At 65.6% G+C, this 21876-nt stretch carries 22 protein-coding genes and 1 pseudogene; 14 read left to right on the top strand and 9 right to left on the bottom strand.

The window, feature by feature from the left end:
* Nucleotides 1-77: 77 nt before the first annotated feature.
* Nucleotides 78-3155: an RND family transporter gene (locus DQP57_RS01775; protein ID WP_205869003.1), complete on the bottom strand. Its 3078-nt coding sequence runs from the start codon at nucleotides 3153-3155 to the stop codon at nucleotides 78-80.
* A gap of 785 nt (nucleotides 3156-3940) precedes the next feature.
* On the opposite strand from DQP57_RS01775, the gene DQP57_RS01770 reads away from it, so the two are divergent.
* Entirely contained in the window at nucleotides 3941-4636 is a 696-nt protein-coding gene (locus tag DQP57_RS01770; protein WP_112631244.1) for a TetR/AcrR family transcriptional regulator, read from the top strand.
* 380 nt (nucleotides 4637-5016) lie between these two features.
* Here DQP57_RS01770 and DQP57_RS01765 read toward each other — a convergent pair whose 3' ends face one another.
* From DQP57_RS01765 to DQP57_RS01760, 3 genes and pseudogenes are all read right to left on the bottom strand, one after another.
* Nucleotides 5017-5382 (bottom strand): TIGR00366 family protein, encoded by a 366-nt coding sequence (locus DQP57_RS01765; protein ID WP_240631644.1) that lies wholly within the window; start codon nucleotides 5380-5382, stop codon nucleotides 5017-5019.
* 201 nt (nucleotides 5383-5583) lie between these two features.
* Nucleotides 5584-5678: pseudogene (locus DQP57_RS27585) on the bottom strand (SDR family mycofactocin-dependent oxidoreductase); the annotation flags it as partial.
* A gap of 11 nt (nucleotides 5679-5689) precedes the next feature.
* A complete protein-coding gene (locus DQP57_RS01760; RefSeq protein WP_112631148.1) occupies nucleotides 5690-6139 on the bottom strand; it encodes a DUF5994 family protein in 450 nt (149 codons plus the stop codon).
* Nucleotides 6140-6606: 467 nt separating this feature from the next.
* Here DQP57_RS01760 and DQP57_RS01755 point away from each other — a divergent pair, with 467 nt between their 5' ends.
* The 4 genes from DQP57_RS01755 (at nucleotide 6607) to DQP57_RS01740 (ending at nucleotide 9287) form a co-directional block, all read left to right on the top strand.
* A complete protein-coding gene (locus DQP57_RS01755; protein WP_112631242.1) occupies nucleotides 6607-6840 on the top strand; it encodes a hypothetical protein in 234 nt (77 codons plus the stop codon).
* Nucleotides 6841-7348: 508 nt separating this feature from the next.
* Nucleotides 7349-7552: a cold-shock protein gene (locus DQP57_RS01750; protein ID WP_112631147.1), complete on the top strand. Its 204-nt coding sequence runs from the start codon at nucleotides 7349-7351 to the stop codon at nucleotides 7550-7552.
* Nucleotides 7553-7687: 135 nt separating this feature from the next.
* Nucleotides 7688-8386: a M15 family metallopeptidase gene (locus DQP57_RS01745; RefSeq protein ID WP_112631145.1), complete on the top strand. Its 699-nt coding sequence runs from the start codon at nucleotides 7688-7690 to the stop codon at nucleotides 8384-8386.
* A gap of 88 nt (nucleotides 8387-8474) precedes the next feature.
* A complete protein-coding gene (locus DQP57_RS01740; protein ID WP_112631143.1) occupies nucleotides 8475-9287 on the top strand; it encodes a methyltransferase domain-containing protein in 813 nt (270 codons plus the stop codon).
* 4 nt (nucleotides 9288-9291) lie between these two features.
* Here DQP57_RS01740 and DQP57_RS01735 read toward each other — a convergent pair whose 3' ends face one another.
* On the bottom strand, nucleotides 9292-10116 hold the full coding sequence (locus tag DQP57_RS01735; protein WP_112631141.1) for an SDR family oxidoreductase: 825 nt from the start codon (nucleotides 10114-10116) through the stop codon (nucleotides 9292-9294).
* Between the two features lie 70 nt (nucleotides 10117-10186).
* Here DQP57_RS01735 and DQP57_RS01730 point away from each other — a divergent pair, with 70 nt between their 5' ends.
* The 4 genes from DQP57_RS01730 to DQP57_RS01715 are packed head-to-tail and all read left to right on the top strand — an operon-like array spanning nucleotide 10187 to nucleotide 14165.
* The gene (locus DQP57_RS01730) at nucleotides 10187-11764 is read left to right on the top strand and encodes a methylmalonyl-CoA mutase family protein (RefSeq protein WP_112631139.1); all 1578 of its coding nucleotides are present in this window, start codon (nucleotides 10187-10189) and stop codon (nucleotides 11762-11764) included.
* A complete protein-coding gene (locus DQP57_RS01725) occupies nucleotides 11765-12190 on the top strand; it encodes a cobalamin-dependent protein (RefSeq protein WP_112631138.1) in 426 nt (141 codons plus the stop codon).
* A complete protein-coding gene (locus DQP57_RS01720; RefSeq protein WP_112631136.1) occupies nucleotides 12175-13131 on the top strand; it encodes an LLM class F420-dependent oxidoreductase in 957 nt (318 codons plus the stop codon). The genes DQP57_RS01725 and DQP57_RS01720 overlap by 16 nt, the downstream gene beginning before the upstream one ends.
* The gene (locus tag DQP57_RS01715) at nucleotides 13128-14165 is read left to right on the top strand and encodes a CaiB/BaiF CoA transferase family protein (protein ID WP_112631134.1); all 1038 of its coding nucleotides are present in this window, start codon (nucleotides 13128-13130) and stop codon (nucleotides 14163-14165) included. Before DQP57_RS01720 ends, DQP57_RS01715 begins: the two co-directional genes overlap by 4 nt.
* Nucleotides 14166-14202: 37 nt before the next feature.
* Here the strand turns inward: DQP57_RS01715 and DQP57_RS01710 are convergent, their stop codons facing one another.
* Nucleotides 14203-15117, bottom strand: a complete 915-nt coding sequence (locus DQP57_RS01710; protein ID WP_112631132.1) for a LysR family transcriptional regulator — start codon at nucleotides 15115-15117, stop codon at nucleotides 14203-14205.
* A gap of 164 nt (nucleotides 15118-15281) precedes the next feature.
* Here DQP57_RS01710 and DQP57_RS01705 point away from each other — a divergent pair, with 164 nt between their 5' ends.
* Together DQP57_RS01705 and DQP57_RS27405 are read left to right on the top strand one after the other, a co-directional pair.
* On the top strand, nucleotides 15282-16175 hold the full coding sequence (locus DQP57_RS01705) for an SDR family oxidoreductase (protein ID WP_112631130.1): 894 nt from the start codon (nucleotides 15282-15284) through the stop codon (nucleotides 16173-16175).
* Between the two features lie 27 nt (nucleotides 16176-16202).
* The gene (locus tag DQP57_RS27405; protein WP_276310809.1) at nucleotides 16203-16331 is read left to right on the top strand and encodes a hypothetical protein; all 129 of its coding nucleotides are present in this window, start codon (nucleotides 16203-16205) and stop codon (nucleotides 16329-16331) included.
* Between the two features lie 81 nt (nucleotides 16332-16412).
* Here DQP57_RS27405 and DQP57_RS01695 read toward each other — a convergent pair whose 3' ends face one another.
* Genes DQP57_RS01695 through DQP57_RS01685 form a run of 3 tightly spaced genes read right to left on the bottom strand, consistent with a single transcriptional unit; the run spans nucleotide 16413 to nucleotide 18390 of the window.
* Nucleotides 16413-17675: an amidohydrolase family protein gene (locus tag DQP57_RS01695; protein WP_112631128.1), complete on the bottom strand. Its 1263-nt coding sequence runs from the start codon at nucleotides 17673-17675 to the stop codon at nucleotides 16413-16415.
* Nucleotides 17676-17716: 41 nt separating this feature from the next.
* Entirely contained in the window at nucleotides 17717-18031 is a 315-nt protein-coding gene (locus DQP57_RS01690; RefSeq protein WP_066878053.1) for a DUF4286 family protein, read from the bottom strand.
* A gap of 20 nt (nucleotides 18032-18051) precedes the next feature.
* Nucleotides 18052-18390, bottom strand: coding sequence for a 2Fe-2S iron-sulfur cluster-binding protein (locus DQP57_RS01685; protein WP_112631126.1), 339 nt, complete (start codon nucleotides 18388-18390; stop codon nucleotides 18052-18054).
* Between the two features lie 125 nt (nucleotides 18391-18515).
* Between DQP57_RS01685 and DQP57_RS01680 the strand changes: the two genes are divergently transcribed.
* From DQP57_RS01680 to DQP57_RS01670, 3 genes are read left to right on the top strand one after another with little or no spacing between them, the layout of a single operon-like run.
* Nucleotides 18516-19922: a class I adenylate-forming enzyme family protein gene (locus DQP57_RS01680; protein ID WP_112631124.1), complete on the top strand. Its 1407-nt coding sequence runs from the start codon at nucleotides 18516-18518 to the stop codon at nucleotides 19920-19922.
* A complete protein-coding gene (locus DQP57_RS01675; protein ID WP_112631122.1) occupies nucleotides 19900-20805 on the top strand; it encodes an acyl-CoA dehydrogenase family protein in 906 nt (301 codons plus the stop codon). The genes DQP57_RS01680 and DQP57_RS01675 overlap by 23 nt, the downstream gene beginning before the upstream one ends.
* A complete protein-coding gene (locus tag DQP57_RS01670; RefSeq protein ID WP_112631120.1) occupies nucleotides 20792-21874 on the top strand; it encodes an acyl-CoA dehydrogenase family protein in 1083 nt (360 codons plus the stop codon). The genes DQP57_RS01675 and DQP57_RS01670 overlap by 14 nt, the downstream gene beginning before the upstream one ends.
* Nucleotides 21875-21876 lie beyond the last annotated feature (2 nt).

The raw sequence follows: 21876 nt of genomic DNA, 5'->3' as shown, positions 1-21876 counted from the left end.
GTCTGCGATTCGGTCATCGAAGCGGACGAAGTCCATGCCGGTCACGCTACCCAGTCCCCTTGGGTGGCACGTCATCGTCAGCGTGCTCTGCCGCGTTGGGCCGTGTGCTTCCGTTGAGGCCACCAGCTGGTCTCACCGAGCAATGTGGCGATCGCGGGAACGGTCAGAGTGCGGACAACGAAGGTGTCCAGGAGTAGGCCGCAACCGATGATGAGTCCGGCTTGAATCATGATCGCGACCGATCCGACCATCAGGCCGAACATGCTGGCTGCAAAGATGAGCCCGGCGGAGGTGATCACTGAGCCGGTGTTTGCGACTGTACGCAGCACCCCGACGCGAATGTTGTGAGCGGATTCCTCGCGTAACCGCGAGATCAGGAGCATGTTGTAGTCGGCACCTACCGCGACCAGGATGATGAACGCCAGAAGCGGTACGGGCCATGCGATTTCCTTGCCCAGGCCGTATTGGAAGACGAGTGTCCCGATGCCTAGTGCGGCCCCGTAGTTGAGTACGACCGTGCCGAGCAGGTAGAGCGGAGCAACCAAAGCGCGTAGGAGGACGACGAGGATTAACCCGACGATGACGAGTGTGGCGATAGCCAGCAGATGAAAGTCGGCCGACAGGAGGCGCTGGATATCGGAATTGACGGCGGGGAAGCCGGCCATGGATATCTTGGCGTTCGCCAGCGAGGTGTTAGGGCGTGCGGCATCGGCAACGTGGGTGATCTTCTGTGCGAGGTTCATCGCTTCGCTGCTGTACGGGTTGTAGTTGGATTCGATGGCGAAGCGGGCGGTCTTGCCGTCGGCGGATAGAAAGTGCTTTGCCACATCGGAGAACTGGCGATTCTCGAAGGCGTTAGCGGGCAGGTAAAAACCGCTGGAGTTGTCCGAACCGGCGCTGGTCCGCGCGGAATTCTGTAGCTGGGTTGCGATCTGACTCATGCCGGACAACATTTCGATGTTGCTGTCGGCGAGGGTGTGCACACCGGTGGCTAAGGCTTGTGCCCCCGACGCGAGCTGGCTGATGCCATGTTGGAGGCGGGCGATGTTGCCGGTCATGTCGGCGGGATCGCCGAGCGCTCCGAAGGCCTTGTCCAGTGAGTTGACCGTGTTCTGCAGGTCTGCCACGGTGCCCCCCGCGTTATTGGCGCCCGGCTGGTACAAATCGCCGAGGTTGGCGAGCTGACTGAAAAAGCCGCCATCGCGCAAGGTCACCAAGATCCGTACCTGGTCACGGATCTGGGCACACTCGGGTGTGGTGGCACACCAGGGGGAGGTGTTGAGCGCATCAACCAACGGGTCGATGGTAGCGATCGCATTCTGGGCTTCTTGCGCTTCTTGGCGTAGCCCAGGCCCGGTTCGGATTGCTTGGTCGATAGTCGGTGTGGTGGCCGAAAGTTGCTGCAGCAGAGGGTGAAAGCGCTGAAATTGCGATCCGCTGGATTGGGCTTGGGTGAGGATCCCGGTCAGCGGAGTCAGCGCTGCGTGCAGGGTGGTGTCAAGTTGTGCCAGGCCGGCAGCGAGTTGGTCGGCACCACCGGTGAGTTTGGTGAGATCGGTCTTGTGGGCGTCTCCTTTGGCGACGGCATCGGCCATCTTGTTTCCGATCTGGCCGTTTTGCCAAGAAAGCTGCGCCTGGTCCAGTCGCGCCCCCGTCGGACGGGTGACGCCCGCGACTTTGGTGACACCCGGCACTTGCGCCACGCGAGACGCCATCTCGTCCAGGTCGGCCAAGCCCTTACTGGTGCGCATATCGGTCGGTGATTCGACGACCATGAACTGCGTGATGACGACATCCTTGCGAAAGTGCCTGTCGAGCAGGTGATAACCCTCATTGCTGGCGGTCGTGGACGGCTGGCCTTGGCGGTCGTCGTAGCTCATGCGCATAGTGAGCGCCACAGCCGCTAGCCCTAACACAAGCGCCAGGCTCGCGACCAGCAGTGGGCCAGGCCGGCGGACTACGGCCACCGCGATCCAGTTCCAGTAGCGACGTGTGCGGTCGGCTTTGGGCTCGCCGATGCCGCGTTTGGCGGCGAGCGCCAACACCGGTGGGAACAATGTCACAGTGGCCGCGACTCCGACGAACACGGCTATCGCGCACGCCGGGCCCAGCGCGCCAAAGACGCTCAGTTTTGCAAACACCATGGCCAAAAACGCAAGCGCCACAGTCGCAGCGGAAGCCAGAATCACGCGCCCGATGGTGGCGGTTGCATTGATCAACGCGAGGTCGGGCGAGACTTCCTGGCGGCGTTGCTCATGGTAACGGCTGATCAAAAACACCGAATAATCAGTGCCGGCACCCAACAGAATCGCCGTCATGAACGCGATGGTGAATTGCGACACCGGCATTCCAGCTTCGCCCAGCGCCGAGAGCACTCCGCGGCCTACCCCAAGGCTGATACCGATCACCAGAAGAGGTAGCAACGCGGTAAACAATGACCTATAGATGAGCAGTAAAATCAGCGCGATCAATCCCGTGGTCACAACGGAGATGAAAACCAAATCCCGTTCAGCCGAATCGATTTGATCGCTAAACGTCGCGGGAGGCCCGGTTATGCGGACCGTCGTGGCCGTACCGCTAAACGACTGCGCGGCGATAGCCCGCACCGCCTGGACGGATTCTGCCGCCCTGGGATCACCGAGCGTGCCCGCCACCCCGACTGGCAGATACCAGGCCTTACCATCCTGGCTCACCGCCTGACCGGCAGTAACTGGGTCGGCTAACAGATCCTGAACCAGTCGCACATGCTTGGAGTCCGCACGTAACCGCGACACCATCGCGTTGTAACGCTGACGCACCGGCACACTCAGACCCGCCGGGTCCTCTACCGCGACGAAGATAGTTGTCTTGGACCCCTGCTCACCGAATGCGATCCCCATCCGGTCAACGGTTTGAAGCGAGGGCGCATCAGGGGGGATAAGATTTACCGACTGCTGTTTCACGACGGTTTCCAATTGCGGAAACACCGCGGCCAGGACGCCGGCAGCCATCACCCACGCCCCGATGACCAGCACCTTGTGCCGAATACTGAACCGCGCCACGCGCGCTAGTCGATCGCTGTAGACGCCCTCACCAGCGGTGATTTTGCGGAGTTGTTCTCGGACGGGCCGGCTCAAGGTGGCCACGCCCGACGAAACCCACCCGGTATCTACCATCCCCCGTCTCCGCTACATCGAAAGAAACTAACGGTATCGCAACAGTACTATCGGTACCCTTTCGTAGGGTCGCCGAAACTGCTATCGATGAGCGTGCCTACGTCATCGCCGGCGCCAGTCAGCCCTTGCGCTCGACATCGATGACGCGTTGCCGATTCCGTATGCAGGGTAAGTCAGTGAGTAATCCATTGTCGTGCAAATTGTTTGACCTAGTCGTTGCATGATCGCTGGTTCCCGACGATTCATGAACGACGTAAGCGAAAAGCCAGCCGGGAACTCAGCCTGATCGGCTCGTCGCGAACGTGATTGCGCATTTCCCGGCTCATCAGATCGTCATCCAAATAGGAGCAAGACCGAGGGGGATAGTGCCGTGGACGAACGTGGCCCTGGTCGACCGACGGCGCTGGGTGCATCCGCTTGGCAATACCGCGACTGCCGAGCCGGATATTCCGAACCGCACGCCTCCATCGGTGGGTTTTCGTCAGCGAAATCGGCACATTCATCAGGGTTTGACGGCCTCCCCTTCGTGAGATCAGCCGCGCAGGCAACGAAGATGGATTCTTCGATAGCCCTGCGGCGGGCCCACTCGGCCAGCACCGTGGACTGGCAGGGTCCGAACCAGCTCGACAGCTTGACTGATCACAAATCCCCCTTCGATACACAGCCCACACCGCCTAAGTGTACTTATCGTATCGCTACGATACTAGTAGTATCGTTTTTTGGATTGAATGACTCGCCAGGTGCGATTCGCCGCAGGCCAGATGCTTGGGGTTTACGGTGACTACGTGGAGCGTGATGCTGAAATCCCGGTCGATGACGACGAAGATGACGTTGATGACGTCGATCCCCGCCGCCTTCGGTCACGGACCCGGTTGCTGGACGCGGCCACCAAACTCCTCAATACCGGTGGCATCGAAGCCGTCACCATCGACGCGGTCACCAAGGCCTCCAAGGTTGCACGCACCACGCTATATCGGCACTTCAGCAGCTCCACCCAGCTGCTGGCCGCCACATTTGAACGGCTGCTACCGCAGGTCACCCCACCACCTGCTACGGGATCGTTACGCGATCAACTGATCGAGCTGTTGAGCCGGCAGGCGACGCTCTTTCACGACGCGCCGCTACATGTCACCACGCTGGCCTGGGTCGCGCTCGGGCCCACACCGGACGGCACAGATCAGACCTACGATCGCAACGCGCTGCGGACACGGATCATCGACCATTACCGCCAACCGTTCAACAGCCTTCTGGAAGGCCCTGAAGCTCGGGCCGATCTTGACGACTTCGATCTAGAACTGATCCTGTGCCAGCTCGTCGGTCCGGTGGCGTTCGCTCGACTCACCGGGCTGCGCGCAATTGATCGTCGAGACTGTGAACGCATAGTCGATGATTTCCTCGCCGCGCACCGTCGCCCGGCAGACAGGCGCCCCTCGCGACGCTCGGTTCGGAAAACCTCCTCCGGCACAAGAGATTCCAGCTAAGGCGGCAGCCATGTACGGCAGACGACCACCGTGCATAGCCCGGATTGGGTTAGACCGCACGCTGCGCACCTACCAAGTCGATCCCATTCGGTTACGCGAGCCAGCAGAAACAAAAGGCTATCAGCGCCAGCGACGCACCGACACAGAAGGAGCGCTCGATCGCCTGCGACTTGACGGTCGAGTTTGTCCCCGATGTCAACCACAGGATAGGGGGAGCCGCGTTCCTCACGATGGGCCGAGCCGAACGACAGCAATACCAAATCAGCGGCCGGCCTCATGACGTCATGGACATCGCATAACACCGACGTTTGGGGCATTCAGCATCAACGACCAGGGGCCTTTCGTCACCGGTTCCAAAGCAACCGATCGCTTTAAAAGCATCAGTAACACGTTCGATAAGGCGAAGGTGAAGATATTCTGCCATCCCACACGCCCCCGTACCACGCCTTGAGCATCCCGTTCGCCGTGGCGCCGTGCACCAGGAACGCGACCAGCCCGGCGACGATGACGGTGAGGATCACCGCGAACAGGTAGGGGTCGGGCATCAGCCGCTCGACGTAGGGGACGCAGAGCGCGGCGAAAGCCTGGATGACGCCGCAGTGCCTGGGTTTAGGTTCTTGTGCTGACGCGCTTGGCCGTTCGGCCTCGAGTGGCTCGGGTGCCTCGGTTGCGGCCCTGGGTCCTTCGCTCGTCGTCATCGACCTGCCCTCGCGTTCTCTGGCCAGCTCGCGTTCGACCGCGCGCATTGGCTGATCGTAATGGCGAAACCGATGAGGCCTGAACCAGACGGGAGATGTCGCCGCTATGAACTGTCCGTGGCTATCACGTTGCGCCGCGGGGCGATGGGGGCGTACGTCGGGCGGCGGCCGCCGGCGCGTGCGGCGCTGACCGAGTCCGCCTGTCTCAAGGCCGCGAACCGAGCCGATCGGATGATCGATCCCGACCTAGGAAATAAGATGCGGCACAACACTTTGACGGTCTTCCAGACGCCAGTAAGCTTGACGTCGATCTTGCCGCGCCAGTCGTCCCGGTGGGTCTTGTCTGTGGCGTCGGCTAGTAGCCGGAGGAACGCCCGCGTTGTTGTTGCGCGGCGCGCAGAATGGAGTCCGCTCGTATGAATGCGGGTTTGACGCGGTCAGCACCCTCGATGGGCAGATCTGCGGCGCACCGCAGCACCATCAACGCCAACGCGCTGTGCGTGGCGTAGGAGACGATCAGCAGGTTGGCGCAAGCATGCGTTCCCGTCACCGTCATGACGTGCTGGCGTTTGCCTTCCCACCCCGGCCAGTTGAAATCGGGTGGTCGTTGCAGCGATGACCAGTTCACGTTGATGCAGGTGACGTCGCCGAGCAGGGGCGTCAGGACCGCAACAAGCTCGGGCAATTCATTGGTGATGCGATCCGCACGCGGCCACCACGCGCCATCGATATCGCGGCCGAGTTCGCGAGCCACCGAGAGCCGGATGGGCGTGGATTGGCGTCGGGTCCTGACCGCGAAGCTCATTGCGGATACCGCAGTCGGCAGTTCGCGCACCCGCTCGGGGCGGCGCAGCCGTCCGCAAGAGTCATCGAAGTCTGGTGTCGTGAAATGGCCGGGGTTGCATAACCCATGGGCGTTCCTTCGCGCTCGGCGTCGCCGGGCCCACGGACGGGGGATCGACGGAGGAATCACATTGCCCGTGGGTGTCATCCGCACGGATCGCGCGGTCGACCACCGCTGACAACGAACGGCTCGTCTGTAACTTTACGCCACCGCCGACCCGCCTCGGTGATCGGGTGATCCAGCGTGGGTCCGCACTCACGACACGGCCGCGCCGCAAAGCGTCGGGAAATCCGCTCGGCGGATGAACTGCGTCCTGGTCAGCCGCTACAAATGCGTTGCGGTGCAATGGATTTGGAGACGATGCCCGTCATGCGGCCCGGGAGAGCGCAATGGCGGGTAGGGTGGTGGCAACGGCGAGGACGGATTACATGGCAATAGAGAACTGGTGCGACGCGGTCGAGATCCATCCATCGCAGATCCGGGTCGGTGACATCATCGGCACGCGGCGTCCCACTGAGTTGCGTCTGACGGTCAAGATGATCAGTGGTCCGCAGGGCGGCCTGGGGCAGTGGACGTTTTTCAGTCGAGACGATAACGGTCAGCAGCGAACCAGTACGTTCGGTGAAGGTGAATTGGTCCGCCGGTACGCCAAGGCATCCTGACGTCCAATCACGTCAACGCCGGTCAGCGACGCTGATTCGCAGAACCGTCGGCCTCGGGCCGATCGGAAAACGTCGGGAGTTCGACCGGTGTCGCGGAGGTTTCGCCCGAAGCGACATGCTTCGGTGCCTCGGGGTGAGAAAACAGGTTCGACTGGTCCATGGGCTGTCCTTCCGAATGAAGAGTTCGGCCGATACGCATTATTACCTGACGTCGGACGACGATCGGATCGCACGGCGGTCTCATTCGTGATTCGTTTGCGATGCGCGGCGACCGCAAGAACGCGGTTCTTTTCCACTCTACAGGCAGCCGACGTGTGCCTGCCGCGTCCGGGTGAGATGCCGGCGCGGGGTCCTGGTTCGGCCTGGTGTGGGCGCGCCCGCCCTCCAGGCCTGTCGTGAATGAATTATGCAGCGCCGCAACCGATTTCAAAGTCCAGGTCGCCGCATGCTATTCTGGGTGCGCATGGATGCGTTTGGTGCATCCGCATTTGATGAGAGAAGTAAGTAAATGGCACAGGGAACTGTGAAATGGTTCAACGGTGAAAAGGGCTTCGGCTTCATCACCCCGGATGACGGCACGAAGGATCTCTTCGTCCACTACTCCGAGATCCAGGGCAACGGCTATCGCTCGCTCGACGAAGACCAGCGTGTCCAGTTCGAGGTTGCGCAGGGGGCCAAGGGGCCCCAGGCGGTAGGAGTCAGCGCCGTCTGAGAACTTCACAAACGTCACGGTGGGCTGGTGCGATTGGTTCGCACCAGCCCACTGGTTTTTTGACCTCTGGACGCCGGTCGCGACGACATCTGGCGCCTAACCCGATCCGAACCGACCGACCGGGATAATGACCGCATGCGTCTCGCGTGGGTGCTGCGATTGGCCATTGCGGGGTGGCTGGTCTCGGTGGGCGGGCCACCCACCGCGCAAGCCAGCCCGGATGTTCCCCCGGTCAGCGACGCCGCACGAGCGGCCGGCTTCGTGGACATCCGCAGCGTCATTCCCGACGCGGTGCTCGACCTGCGCTACGCGACGACGAACAATTTCACCCACACGCAGCTTTATCCTTCCGACGCCAGATGCCTTGTGCACCAATCGATGGCGCCCGGCCTGGCCGCTGCTGCCGGCGCCCTGCGCCCGCAGGGCCACCTGCTGGTGTTCTGGGACTGCTATCGCCCGCATGACGTTCAGGTCAAGATGTTCAACCTGGTCCCCAACCCCGCGTGGGTGGCTCGTCCGGGCCCGTATGCGCGCAGCCACGAGTCGGGGCGCTCGGTCGACGTGACGTTCACCACCGCGCAGCAGCCGTGCTCGTCCGGGCTGCATGCCGGCGGTCTTTGCCTGGCCGACATGGGTACCGACTTCGACGACTTCACCTCTCGGGCAACAGCTTTCAATACCCAGGGCATCAGTCCGGATGCCGTGGCGAACCGGGCGGCGCTGCGCAACGCCATGAACTACGGCGGCTTGAAGGTGTATTCGGGGGAGTGGTGGCATTTCGACGGCCCGGGAGCCGGCGTCGATCAACCGATTCTTCACGTTCCCGTCGACTGAGCCGTCTCATTACTTGAGACGATGATTTCATAATGTGATGACGCTGCGTAGTCTTCCAGACGAGCCCCGGCAGGCAAGAAAGGCCACCATGGACGACGAACACCGCGCGGCATACACGCATGGACACCACGAGTCGGTGTTGCGCTCCCACCAGCGGCGCACCGCCGCGGACTCCGCGGCCTACCTGCTGCCGCACCTGAAACCGGGGCTGTCCGTGCTCGACGTCGGTTGTGGGCCCGGCACCATCACCGCCGACCTGGCCGCGCGGGTCGCGCCCGGGCAGGTCACCGCCGTCGATCAGTCCGTCGATGTGCTCAACGTCGCTCGTGCCGAGGCCGAGCGGCGGAATCTGTCCAACGTCTCGTTCGGGACCGCCGACGTGCATGGCCTCGACTTTCCCGACGACGCTTTCGATGTCGTCCACGCGCATCAGGTGCTGCAGCACGTCGCCGATCCGCTGGCGGCCCTGCGGGAGATGCGACGGGTGTGCGCGCCGGACGGCATCGTGGCGGCCCGCGACGCCGACTACTCGGGTTTCGTCTGGTATCCCGAGCTGCCGGCCCTCGACCTGTGGCGCACCCTCTACCAGCGCGTCGCGCGCGCCAACCGCGGCGAACCGGACGCGGGCCGGCGACTCCTGTCGTGGGCGCAGCGGGCGGGATTCGGCGACATCACGCCCACCGGCAGCCTGTGGTGTTATGCCACGCCCGCGACACGCGACTGGTGGGGCGGAATGTGGGCCGACCGGATTCTGCACTCCACCGTGGCCCGCGACCTGGTGGATCTCGAACTGGCGACTAGCGCGCAGCTCGAGGAGATCTCCGCCGCATGGCGAGAATGGGCCGCCGCCCCGGACGGTTGGATCGCCATACCGCACGGCGAAATCCTGTGCCGGGCATAGAGTTTCAGTCCAGGAAGAGGTCCGGAATCGGTTCGTCGCCCCCGCCGTATCGGGACAGATCCGCGATCCCGGCAGAGTGCAAGACATCGGCGTCGATGTAGCAGTTGCCGGTGGCCTCCCGGCTGGGACGGGAGATGATCTCGACGGCCGCGTCGGCCATGATCTCCGGGCTGCGCGACGACTCGGCCAGTTTGTCCCCGTCGGCCATGTTCGCCACCGCGGCCGTCGCGATATAGGTCTGCGGCCACAGGCAATTCACGCCGATCCCGGAGTCGGCGAATTCCGCCGCCCACCCCAGCGACAGCAGCGTCATGCCGTACTTGGACAGCGTGTACGCCGGGTGCGCGCCCAGCCAGCGCGGGTTCATGTTCACCGGGGGCGAGATGGTCAGCACGTGCGGGTTCGCGGACTTCTCGAAGTGCGGCACGCATGCCTTGGTCAGCAGGAAGGTGCCACGCAAATTGATCTCCTGCATCAGGTCGTACTTCTTGGCCGACAACGTGGCGGTCGGTTCCACCGCGATGGCGCTGGCATTGTTGACGCAGACGTCGACGCCGCCGAAGCGCTGCACCGCCGCGTCGACCACGCGTTGCACGTCCTCTTCGCGGCGCACATCCCCGACCACCGCCAGCGCCTTCCCGCCGGCGGCCTCGACCTCGGCGGCGGCGGTGTGCACCGTTCCGGGCAGGCGTGGATGCGGCGTATCGGTCTTGGCCAGGAGCACCACGTTGGCGCCCTGCCGGGCCGCACCGATGCCGATCGCCAGCCCGATACCGCGGCTGCCACCGGAGATGACGACGGTGCGATCGACGAGCGAACCGTTGGGCATGGAGCCTCCTTTTGCCTGGTCAAGCGTATGGTATTGGCATTCTCTTTTTTTGCAAGTACGTTATTCACCGATGGATAATACGGCCCGCACTCCGTCCGGTATCCCGCTGCAGCCCGTCTACGGGCCGGCGGACGTCGGCGCGGAGCCTCCGCAGCCCGGGGAGTTCCCGTTCACCCGGGGTAACTTCGCGTCCGGCTACCGCGGCAAGCTCTGGACCTTCCGCCAGTACTCGGGATTCGGCACCGCCGAGGAATCCAACCGCCGATACCGCTACCTGCTGGAGCAGGGCGGGACGGGGCTGTCGGTGGCGCTCGACTTGCCAACCCAGTGTGGGTACGACTCCGACGACCCCGAGTTCGGCGAGGAGGTCGGCCGCGTGGGCGTCGCGGTCGATACGCTGGCCGACTTCGAGATCCTCTTCGACGGCATCCCGTTGGACAAGCTCAGCACGAGCATGACGATCAACGGAACGGCGGCGATCCTGCTGGCGTTCTACGTCGCGGCCGCCGAGAAAAAAGGGATACCGCGGGCCACGCTCACCGGGACGATTCAGAACGACATCCTCAAGGAGTACGCCTCCCGCGGGACGTGGATCTGGCCGCCGGAGCCGTCCCTGCGGCTGATCGCCGACACCATCGAGTTCTGCGCGGCCGAGGTGCCGCGGTTCAACGCGATCTCGGTGGCAGGGGCGCACTTCCGCGACGCCGGGGCCAACGCGGTGCAGGAGATGGCGTTCACCCTGGCCGACGGGGTGACCTATTGCGACACCGTGGTCGAGCGCGGGCGCATGACCATCGACCAGTTCGCGCCGCAGATCTCGTTCTTCTTCTACACCCACGGCGACTTCTTCGAGGAGATCGCCAAATACCGTGCGGGGCGGCGGCGTTGGGCGACCATCGTGCAGGAGCGCTACGGGGCGACGACGGCCAAGGCGGCGATGTTCCGCTTCGGCTGCGTCTGCGGCGGCGCCTCGCTGTACGCGCCGCAGGCCCACAACAACATCGTGCGGGTGGCCTACGAGGCGATGGCCGCGGTGCTGGGCGGCGTGCAGTCGATGTTCACCGCGGCCTGGGACGAGCCGTTCGCCCTGCCCACCGAGGAAACCACCACCCTGGCGCTGCGCACCCAGCAGATCCTGGCGCACGAGACGGGGGTGGCCAGCGTCGCCGATCCGTTGGGCGGCTCCTACTTCGTCGAGGCGCTGACCGACGCCACCGAGGAGCGCATCATCGAGATCATGTCCGACCTCGAGCGGCACGGCGGCATGGTCCAGGCCATTGAAGACGGGTACCTGCAGGGCCTCATCGCCGACGAGGCCTTTAAGCTGCACCAGGACGTCGAAGCCGGCACCCGACCGGTCGTCGGGGTCAACCGGTTCGTGACCGAGGAGCCCGCGCACGACGTCGTCACCTATGAACTCGACGCCGAGGGTCGCGACCTGCAACTCAAGCGACTGTCCAAGGTCAAGGCCGAAAGGGATTCGGCCGCAGTGAAATCCACGCTGGCCGCGTTGTCGCAGTCGGCCGAGGGAGACGACAACCTCATGCACAAGCTGATCGACTGCGCCAATGCGTACTGCACGGTCGGGGAGATGGTGTCCGCGCTCAAGGCGGTCTGGGGCGAATTCCAGCAACCGGTGGTGTTTTAGATGACGGCCCGCATCCTCGTCGCCAAGCCCGGCCTGGATGGGCACGACCGCGGCGCCAAGATCGTCGCGCGCACCCTGCGCGACGCGGGCTTCGAGGTCATCTACACCGGCATCCGGCAGCGCATCGAAGACATCGCGTCCATCGCCGTGCAGGAAGACGTCGCCGTCGTCGGCCTGAGCATCCTGTCCGGTGCGCACCTTGCGCTGACCGCCCGCACCATCGAAGCCCTGCGTGCGGCCGATGCCGCCGACATCGCCGTCGTCGTCGGCGGGACGATCCCGCATGCGGACGTACCCAAGCTGCTATCCGCCGGTGCCGCAGCGGTATTCCCCACCGGGACGCCCCTGGAGGACCTGGTCCGCGAGATCCGTAAACTGACCGGCACCCCCGAACCAGCCCTGGAGGAACCGTGCGCGTCGGAGTGATGATCGGCGCCGAGCGTGGCGATATGGCCCGCAAGGTGGACAAACTGGTCTCCGATATCGAATGGGCCGAGTCCGCGGGCCTGGACACCGCGTGGATGCCGCAGGTGCCCAACGACTTCGACTGCCTGACCATGGTGTCGCTGATGGCCGCGCACACTTCGCGCATCGAGCTGGGCACCGCCGTGGTGCCGCTACAGGCCCAGCACCCCATCGCCCTTGCCCGCCAAGCCCTCTCGACGCACGCGGTGGCCGGCGGCCGGCTGGCTTTGGGCGTCGGGCCGTCGCACCACTGGATCATCCGCGACATGCTGGGCCTGCCGTACGAGAAGCCTGCCGCCCACACCCGTGACTACCTGCAGGTGCTCAACGCCGCCGTCGCCGGTCCGGGATCGGTTGACGTCGAGAATGATTCGTTCACCGTGCACAACCCGCTGGCGATCGGCGCCGACAGCCCGATGCCGGTGCTGGTCGCCGCGCTGGGGCCGGTGATGCTGCAGATCGCCGGTGAGCTCGCCGACGGTACCGTGCTGTGGATGGCCGACGAGCGTGCGATCGGCGACCACATCGCACCCAAGATCACCAAGGCCGCCGCCGACGCCGGGCGGCCCGCGCCGCGGATCGTCGCCGGCATACCCGTATGCCTTTGTGCGCCGGGGCAAGTCGACGAGGCCAAGGAGCGGGCCAACCGTATCCTCGGCGAGGCCGAGGTGTCGCCGAACTATCAGCGCCTGCTCGACCGCGGCGATGCCCGCGATGTCGGCGACCTGTGCGCCGCCGGCGACGAGGACGCCATCCTGGCCCGGATGCGCCGGTTCGCCGAGGCCGGCGTGACGGATCTGTCGGTGCGTCTGTTGCCGATCGGCGACAACCGCGACGAGCTGGTCGCCTCCAAACGCCGCACCCGTGAAATGATCGCTTCACTCGCCGCGGAATTGCGTTGACCCCCAACGCCACCGGGCCGCTGGCGGGAATCCGCATCCTCGAGGTCGGCACCATGCTGGCGGGCCCGTACGCGACCATGCTGCTCGCCGATCTCGGCGCCGCGGTCACCAAGATCGAACCCGCCGGCGGCGAGATCTCCCGCAGCGTCGGCGCCACCTATTTCGCCAGCCTCAATCGCAACAAATCCAGCATCACGCTGGACCTGAATTCCGATGCGGGACAACAACGGCTGGGCGAACTGGTCGCCGAATCGGACGCGCTGCTGGTGAACCTGAAACCCTCGGCCATCCGGCGGCTGGGCTTGACGTATGACACGCTGCGGCGGCACAACGAGCGGATCGTCTGCGTGGCGATCACCGGCTTCGGCCTGTACGGCGGCGACGATCCGGCGTTCGATTACGTGGTCCAGGCGGGCGTGGGCACCGCCGCGCTGACCGGCGACCCCGACGGTCCGCCGACGCTGCCCGGCTATTCCTCGGCCGACAACTCCACCGGAATGACGGCGGCGCTGGGGCTGTTGGCCAAGATCATCTCCGGCACCGGCGGCCAGGTGGATGTGTCGCTGCGTGACGTCATGCTGTCCCAGCTGAACTATCACGCGTCGGCCTATCTCAACGGTGGCGTGGAGCCGCAGCGCCGTCCGCACGGGGCGCACTCCTATTACGTTCCGGCGCAGCTCTTCCCGACGGCGGACGGGTATTTGGCGCTGTTCATCACCCACGACGGCTTCTGGAAGTCGTTCGCCGCGGAAGCGGGTATCGGGGGGTTCGAAACGATGGCCGAGCGCGTCGCGCGCCGCGACGAAGTGCTCGCGGTCGTCACGGCGATGCTGGCCACCGACAGCGCCGCGGGCTGGGAGCGGCGGCTGCGTCCGCTGGGGGTTCCCGCGGCGGCCGTCCGTACCCTGCCCGAGGCGCTCGAGGCCACCCCCGAAGTGATCGTCACGGCGGGCGAGTTCCGGTTGGTGGGAACCCCGATCCACGTCTCCGGCTATGAGCCCGAGTACCGGCCCCCGCCCGAGCTTCGCCAGTAGGCACGCCTGCCGTCGAGCTTCGAATGTGAAGCACGTTTCACGTTGGGCGTCCGCCACCGGGCCCGGTGAGGTGAGCCTCGGCAAGCTTCCGGAACGCCCCCACCAGACGGCTGCGATCCCCAGCGCGACAAGCCAATACGACGTGGCTCGGTTCGACCCCTTCCAACGGGACCGTGGTGATATCCGGCCGCACACCGTTGCCGTGCACGCCCGCCGTGATGGCCACCGCTTGCCCCGAGGCGATGAGTTCGAACTTGTCCTCGAGCGCATCGATGAACGGGCCATCGGGTGCCCGCCGACCGTCGGGTCGCGGATCGATGCGCCAGAAGGCGCTCCAGGCCGGATCTGAATGCCGCACCCGGGGCATGGGTTCGTCGGCGATGTCGTCGAGCGTGACCGATTCCCGGCCGGCCAGGCGATGGTCGACCGGTATCGCCAGCACGCGCGGTTCGTCGTACAGGATCGTCACGTGCAGCCCCTCGGTCGGAAACGGCAGCCGGGTCACCACCGCGTCCACCCGATGGCCGAGCAACGCATCGAGCGCCTGGTCCCAATCCAAATGCGTGACTTGAATATCGGCTTCGGGATGCTCGCGGCGCATCTCTCGCACCGCGGGGGTGACGATCATTCCCGTCGTGTACCCGATGGTGATCCGGCTCGGCTGCGCGGCCGCTCGCGCCTGCGCGGTGGCTTGGGCGGCCGAACGCAGCAGCGCCTTGGCCCGGGGCAGGAACACCTCGCCCGCCTCCGTGAGCCGGGTGCCCTGTGGGGTGCGGTCGAACAGGCGGACGCCGAGTTGTTGCTCGAGCCTGCGGATCTGGCGGCTCAACGACGGCTGCGCGACGCGCAGCGCTGAGGCGGCCCGGCCGAAGTGCCGGTGCTCGGCGACGACGACGAAGTACCCGACCAGCCGCAGGTCGAGATCGACAACCGTGGATGCCGAGTCCGTCATGCGTTCAGTGTAAACACTGTCCGACCCGCTACATGCCATAAAAGCGCCCACGAGCTGCTGTGATGCCTGGATTGCATCGCGCCATATGAAACAGGACTTGGACACGGCTCGCGCGCCGCCCTTGACTTGAGGCATACGTCCCAGGCGACAAGAAGGGAACTTTCATGCACGTCTTTGTCACGGGCGCGACCGGGCACATCGGCTCCGTCGTCGTCGCCGAACTCATCGACGCCGGGCACCAGGTCACCGGCTTGGCGCGGTCGGACGCGGGGGCCGCCGCCCTGAAAGCCGCGGGGGCGACGCCCCGGCGCGGTGACCTCGACGACCTCGACGGCCTGCGCGAAGCGGCGGCGGCGTCCGACGGTGTTATCCACCTCGCCTTCAAGCATGACTTCGACGACTTCGCCGGGGCGGCCGAGACCGACCTGCGCGCTGTCCGCGCCATCGGGGAAGCGCTCGTCGGTTCCGATCGGCCATTCGTCAGCACGTCGGGCACGCTGCTGCTTTCGCTGCTGGGTGGGGGCGGTGTCGCGACCGAACAGGACACGGTGGCCGGCGGCCCGCGGGTCGACTCCGAGAACGCGGTGATCGCGCTCGCCGAGCGCGGGGTGCGGTCGTCGGTGGTCCGCCTCGCGCCGCTGGTGCACAGCGACCTGGACCACCACGGCTTCGCCCACCACCTGATCAACGTCGCCCGCGATACCGGCGTGTCCGGCTACCTCGGTGATGGCGTCAACCGCTGGCCCGGGGTGCACACGCTCGACGCCGCACGCTTGTACCGGCTGGCGCTCGAAAATGCGCCCGCCGGAACGCGTTTGCACGGCGTCGCCGATGAGGGGGTGCCGTTTCGGGACATCGCCGCCGTCATCGGTCGTCACCTACACGTGCCGACATCCAGCATCGCCGCCGAACATGCGGGCCACTTCGGCTTTCTCGCGCTCTTCGCGTCACTGGACAACCCGACGTCGAATGCCTTGACACAGAAAATCCTCGACTGGCACCCGGAAGGACCGGGGCTGCTCGAGGATCTCGATGCCGGCCATTACTTCGGCGAGTGAGCTGATTCGGCCCGCATCGCGGCCAAGGTGAGCGAGCATCTGGAGGCAGGCGCCGACCACGTCGTGCTACTACCCGCCATCGGCGGTGAATTCTGCGCGGGCATCGACCAATTCGAAGAGCTGGCTCCGGCGTCCCACAAACACTCGGCCGTGTAACCCGACTGCGCCCCTTGGCCGAGCGTGACGGTGCAGTCACACTCGACCCGCGAACGTGACTGCACCGTCACGTTCGACGCGTTAAGGCGTCGCCAGCTGCCTTTCCTGGTAGCGGCGCGCCCACTCGGCTCGCGACCGGATCGACACGTCCACGTCACTCGCCTTGGCGCGCAACGCTTTTACGGTCGCCTGTTCGCGCGGAGTCCGGGCGAACGGGTCCCAGCCGAAGAACCGGCAGGCGTTGCCCCAGGTGATCTTGTTGATGTCGGTGTCGTCGGCGCCTGCTGCATCGAGCTCGGCCAGCACCTGCTCGGGCGCGTCCGGCCAAAAGCAGTCCGAGTGCGGGTAGTCGCACTCCCAGGCGATGATGTCGATGCCGATCTCGTGGCGCAGCTTCAGCGACGTCTTGTCGGTGACGTAACAGGCCAGCGAGTGCTCGCGGAACACCTCGCTGGGCAGCTGAGAGCCGAAGTCGCGGCGCAACCATTTCTGGTTGGTGTAGTGCCGATCGCTGCGATCCAAATAGAACGGGATCCAGCCGATACCGCCTTCGGAGAAGGCGAATTTCAGGTCGGGATAGTTGCGCATGGCCGGGCCCCACAACAGGTCTTGCGCGCACATCGCCGAGACCTGGGTGGCCAAGATGATCAGGTTGTCGATCGGCGCGTTGGGTGCCATGCTGATCGCCCCGAAGCCGGTGCCGATGTGCAGGCACATCACCACGTTCTCCTCCGACAGCGTGCGAAACACCGGACCCCAGTAGTCCTCGTCGTGGTAGCTCGGAAGTCCTTCCAGGTGCGGCAATTCCGGCATGGTGACCGCGCGGCACCCCTTCGCCGCGACGCGGCGGATCTCGGCGCACATCCCCTCGGGAGTCCAGGTCGGCAGGATCGCGATCGGGATGAACCGGTCCGGATACGAACCGGCCCACTCGTCGATGTGCCAGTCGTTGTAGGCCGACACCATCACCAGGGTGACATCCTCGCGGGTCATGTTGAGGTGGCGGGCCGAAAAGCCGGTGAACGTCGGGAAGCACATCGACGCGAGGATGCCGTTGCGGTTCATGTCGCGGACGCGTTCGTGGACGTCGTAGACGCCGGGGCGCATCTCGGCGAAGCCGGCGGGATCGCGGCCCCACTCCTCGGCCGGCCAGGACACCACCGCGTTCAGCCCGCTGACGCCCTGCGGCCTGCCCTGGTACATCCACTGGTCGACGCCCTTGTCGTCGGTGACGACGATGGGTGCCTCGTCCCGGTATTTGGCGGGCACGTGCCGCAGGAACATGTCCGGCGGCTCGACCACGTGGTCGTCGATGCTCACCAAAATCAGGTCGTCGACCTTCATCAAGCAGTCCTCTCTCGCACAGCGACCCGAGCCGGAATCGGCTATCCGCTGTGCTCGGTGGTGGTCTCGAGCAGTCGTGGAATCGGCGCCGGGTCGAGCTGCAGGGCGTCGGACATGTGCAGCTGTCCGGCGTTGGCGATCATGTTGTCCAGAATCGCCTGCAGATCGTCGCCCTCGATCTCGTAGATGGCGACGTAGGGTCCGTCGCCGTCGACGGGCCGCAGTCGGCGCGCGGAGACGAACCCGTCCAGGGCCACCAGCTCACCCAGGTGCACCTCGTCGTACCAGGTGTTGTATTCCTGTTCGCGCTCGGGCGAGCTGGGTCGGCTCTCCACGAGGATGATGCCCTTGGCCATCGTCGCCACCTCTCTGGTCGCTACTCGTAGCGCACCGTGACCGAGTCCGTGTCGGGAACGCCCTGGCACGTCAGAATGTAGCCCTCGGCGACCTCGTCTTCCTCGAGAGCGTCGTTGACCCGCATGGTGGCGTGGCCCTCTTCGAGCTTGGCCATGCAGGTACCGCAGTTGCCGGCCTCGCAACTGAACGGCGGCTCCAGCCCGGCCCGACGCGCGGTCTCGAGCAGGGTCTCGCCCGGGACGATGGGCACCGAGACCTTCTTGCGGTCGAGATGAATCGTCACCGTCCCGGCACCGGAGCCGTTTGTTGCCGGATCTGTCACCCCTGGGGTCTCCTCGATGATCCGGGTGACCGTCACTGGGACCGCCCCCTTCCCGTATTTGCATTCTTCAGTATAGAGAATACTATTCTCACGAAGCGATAGCATCTTCTCGAGACTGTATGGATGTCGGGTCAGCCCGGTCTGTCAGGGAAGGACGGGACGTGACCGAGCCGGCGGCGCTCGTGTTCGAGGAACGGCGATTCAGCGCGCCCGAACTCGATGCGTTGGCCGACGGATGGGCCGCAACCCTGGCCAAAGACGGTGTCACCGCGGGCCAGCGCGTCGCCCTCATGGCCTCCAACCGGCCGGAATTTCTCGCCGTGGTGTTCGCGACCTGGCGGTTGGCCGCCACGCCGGTACTCATCAGTCCCGCGTGGAAGCGCGACGAGGTCGACCATGCGCTCGCGCTGACCGAGCCCGCGCACGCCGTCGGGGACCACCCGGTGCTTGCCGCCCTGATGCCGATGCTGCACCTGGACGAGCCGGTCGCGCCCGCCGACCCGATGGCCGGGGGCACACCGCCGCCCATGAACGACGCGGCGCTGGTGTTCAGCTCCGGCACCACCGGCCTGCCCAAGGCCGTCCGGCACACTCACGCCTCGCTGAACGAGGCGGTGCGGCACTGGCGCCAGGCGCTGCAACTGACCCACCGCGACCGGATCCAGGTCGCGACGCCACCGTCACACATCCTCGGGCTGCTGAACCTGCTGACCGCCTGGGAGACCGGCGCCCGCGTGCGCCTGCATCCCCGGTTCGACATCGACCGGGTGCTGCAGCACATCGAAAGTGACCGCATCACAGTGGAAATGGCGGTCGCCCCCATCGCGCTGGCCATCGCTTCGCATCCCGGTCTCGAGTCCTTTGACCTGTCTTCGCTGCGGTACATCATGTGGGGGGCCACGCCGGTCAATGCCCACGTCGCCCAGACCGTGACCCGGCGCACCGGAGTGGGTTGGCTCCCGGCGTACGGGACCACGGAATTGCCCGTCATAGCGTGCAATCCGATCGACGACCCGCGGCTGGACACAGTCGGACGGGCGGTTCCCGGCGTGGACCTACGCGTCGTCTCACTGGAAACTGGCGAGCCGGTCGGCCCCGGCGAGGTCGGGGAGATCCAGGCCCGCGCCGCGTCGCTGATGGCCGGCTACCTGCCGGCCGACGCGACCGGCGAGGCGATCCGCGACGGGTGGTACCGCACCGGAGACGTCGGCTGGCTCGACACCGGCGGCTGGCTGCGCATCACCGATCGCCTCAAAGAGATGATCAAGGTGCGCGGCTTCCAGGTCGCCCCCGCCGAAATCGAGACGGTGCTGCACGGTCATCCGGCGGTCAAAGACTGTGCGGTGTTCGGCATTCCCGACGGCCTCAACGGCGAAGCCGTCGTCGCCGCGGTGGCGACGTCCGCGCCCGTCGATGCGACCCAGCTGACCGCCATGGTGGACGAGAAACTGGCGTCCTACAAACGTCTGAGCCAAGTGGTGTTCGTCCCCGAAATCCCCCGCCTGCCCTCGGGCAAGGTGCTGCGCCGAGCGCTGAAGGAGCGTTATGGATGTACGTCTGACAGCTGAACAACAGCAATTACGCGACGCCGCCGCCAAGCTGGCCGACGACCTCGGACCGGCCACGGTGCAGGATCTCGACGACCAGACCCGAATTACCCGTCTGGACAAACAGATTGACAACACCGGCTGGCGGTCGTTGCGTTCCGACGGGGCCTCCGGCGTGGAGGTGGCCATCGTGGCCGAGGAATTCGGCCGGCGGCTGGTCGACACGCCCTTCCTCGGTCCGGTGCTGGCCGACGATCTGGGCCGCCACGTCGGGGCCGACGTATCCGCGGTGACGGTCGCCGTCGGCGATCGGGTGATCGACGCCCGCGGCGCGCGGCGCGCCCTATGGCTGTCGGCGGGCGCCGTCGTCGTCGGCGATGTGCAGGCCACGGCGGAAAGCGTCGATCTGACGCGGGCCGACGCGACGATCACGGGATCGCCGGAGGCGCTGGGGGAGGTGCCAGCCGAGGTCGCCGAGCAGTGGCGGGCCCTGGCCTTGGTCGCGACGACGGCGGACCTGGTCGGCATCGCCCGGGGCGCCCACGCCGTCGCGTGTGACTACGCCAAAATCCGCGAACAGTACGGCAAGCAGATCGGCTCGTATCAAGCCATCGCCCACCTGCTGGCCGAAAGCCTTGCGCTGATTGAAGGTTCGGTCAGTGTGCTACGGCATGCGGCGTGGGGGGTCGACGAGCTGGCCCCCGCCGAAGCCATCCGGGCCGCCCAAATCGCAAAGGTCTACTGCGCGCGCGCCACCCGCACCGTCTGCGAGACGGCCATCCAGGTGCACGGCGGTATCGGCAACACCTGGGAATGCGTGGCGCACGTCTATCTGCGCCGGGCCCTGACATCGACCGAGCTGTGGCCGGTCGCGTTGAAGGAGATCGATTTTGGACTTTCGTGACTCACCCGATGAGGCCGCCTTTCGGGAGCGGCTGCGCACCTGGCTCGCCGCATACGCCAAGGAGTTCTCCGGCTCCGGCGACGAGTATTGGGCGCGCATGGCCGACTGGCACCGCGCCCTCTACGCCAACGGTTTCTTCGGCCTGTCCTGGCCACGCGAGTGGGGCGGTCAGGACCTGGCGCCCGTCTACGACGTGATCGTGGACGAGGAACTGGTGCGGGCCGGCGCGCCGCCGCGCCCCAGCGTCGGGTACCTGGTCTACGGCATCGGCGAACACGCCAACGACGAGGTGCGAAAACGCTTCCTGCCCGGCATCATCAACGGCACCGAGCGCTGGTGCCAGGGCTTCAGCGAGCCCGGCGCCGGTTCGGATCTGGCGTCGCTGACCACCACCGCACGCCTCGAGGGCGACACGTATGTGGTGAACGGCCACAAGATCTGGACCAGCTACTCCGACGTGGCCGACTGGTGCTTGTTGCTGGCCCGCACCGACCCCGACGCCAAGCGCCACCGCGGGCTGTCGGCATTCGTTCTGGACATGAAACAGCCCGGCGTGCAACAGCGCCCGCTGCAGATGATCAACGGGGTGACCAACGAATTCGGTCAGGTGTTCTTCGACGGCGCCAAGGTGCCGGCGGACCGGATGGTCGGTGCTCCCGGCGACGGTTGGGCGGTGGCCATGACCGTCGTCGGGCACGAACGCGAGCCCTCCACGCTCGGCTATGCGGCGCGCTACGGCAAGCTCGTGCGAGAACTGTTGTCCCGCAATGACGGTGAGGTTCCCGAGGAGCTGGCGTGGGCCGCGGTTCAGTCGGATATGCTGACCCATCACGTCCGCCGGCGGCTGTCCGAACAGCTCGACGGCGTCTCGCACGGCTCGGAGGGCTCGCTGGACAAGCTGCTGATGACCTGGGTCGAACAATCCGTCGGGCATGCCGCCCTGGCCGTCGCGGGGACCCGCGATCCCGAAATGCTGAGCGCCTATCTGTACAGCCGGGCGCAGAGCGTCATGGGCGGGACGTCGCAAATACAAAAGAACATCATCGCTGCACGAATCTTGGGATTGTAGAA

Origin of the sequence: Mycobacterium colombiense (assembly GCF_003284935.1) — a bacterium.
Lineage (GTDB): Bacteria > Actinomycetota > Actinomycetes > Mycobacteriales > Mycobacteriaceae > Mycobacterium > Mycobacterium arosiense_A.
The sequence above is the reverse complement of the archived record's forward strand: the minus strand, read 5'-3'. Positions and strand labels throughout refer to the sequence as shown.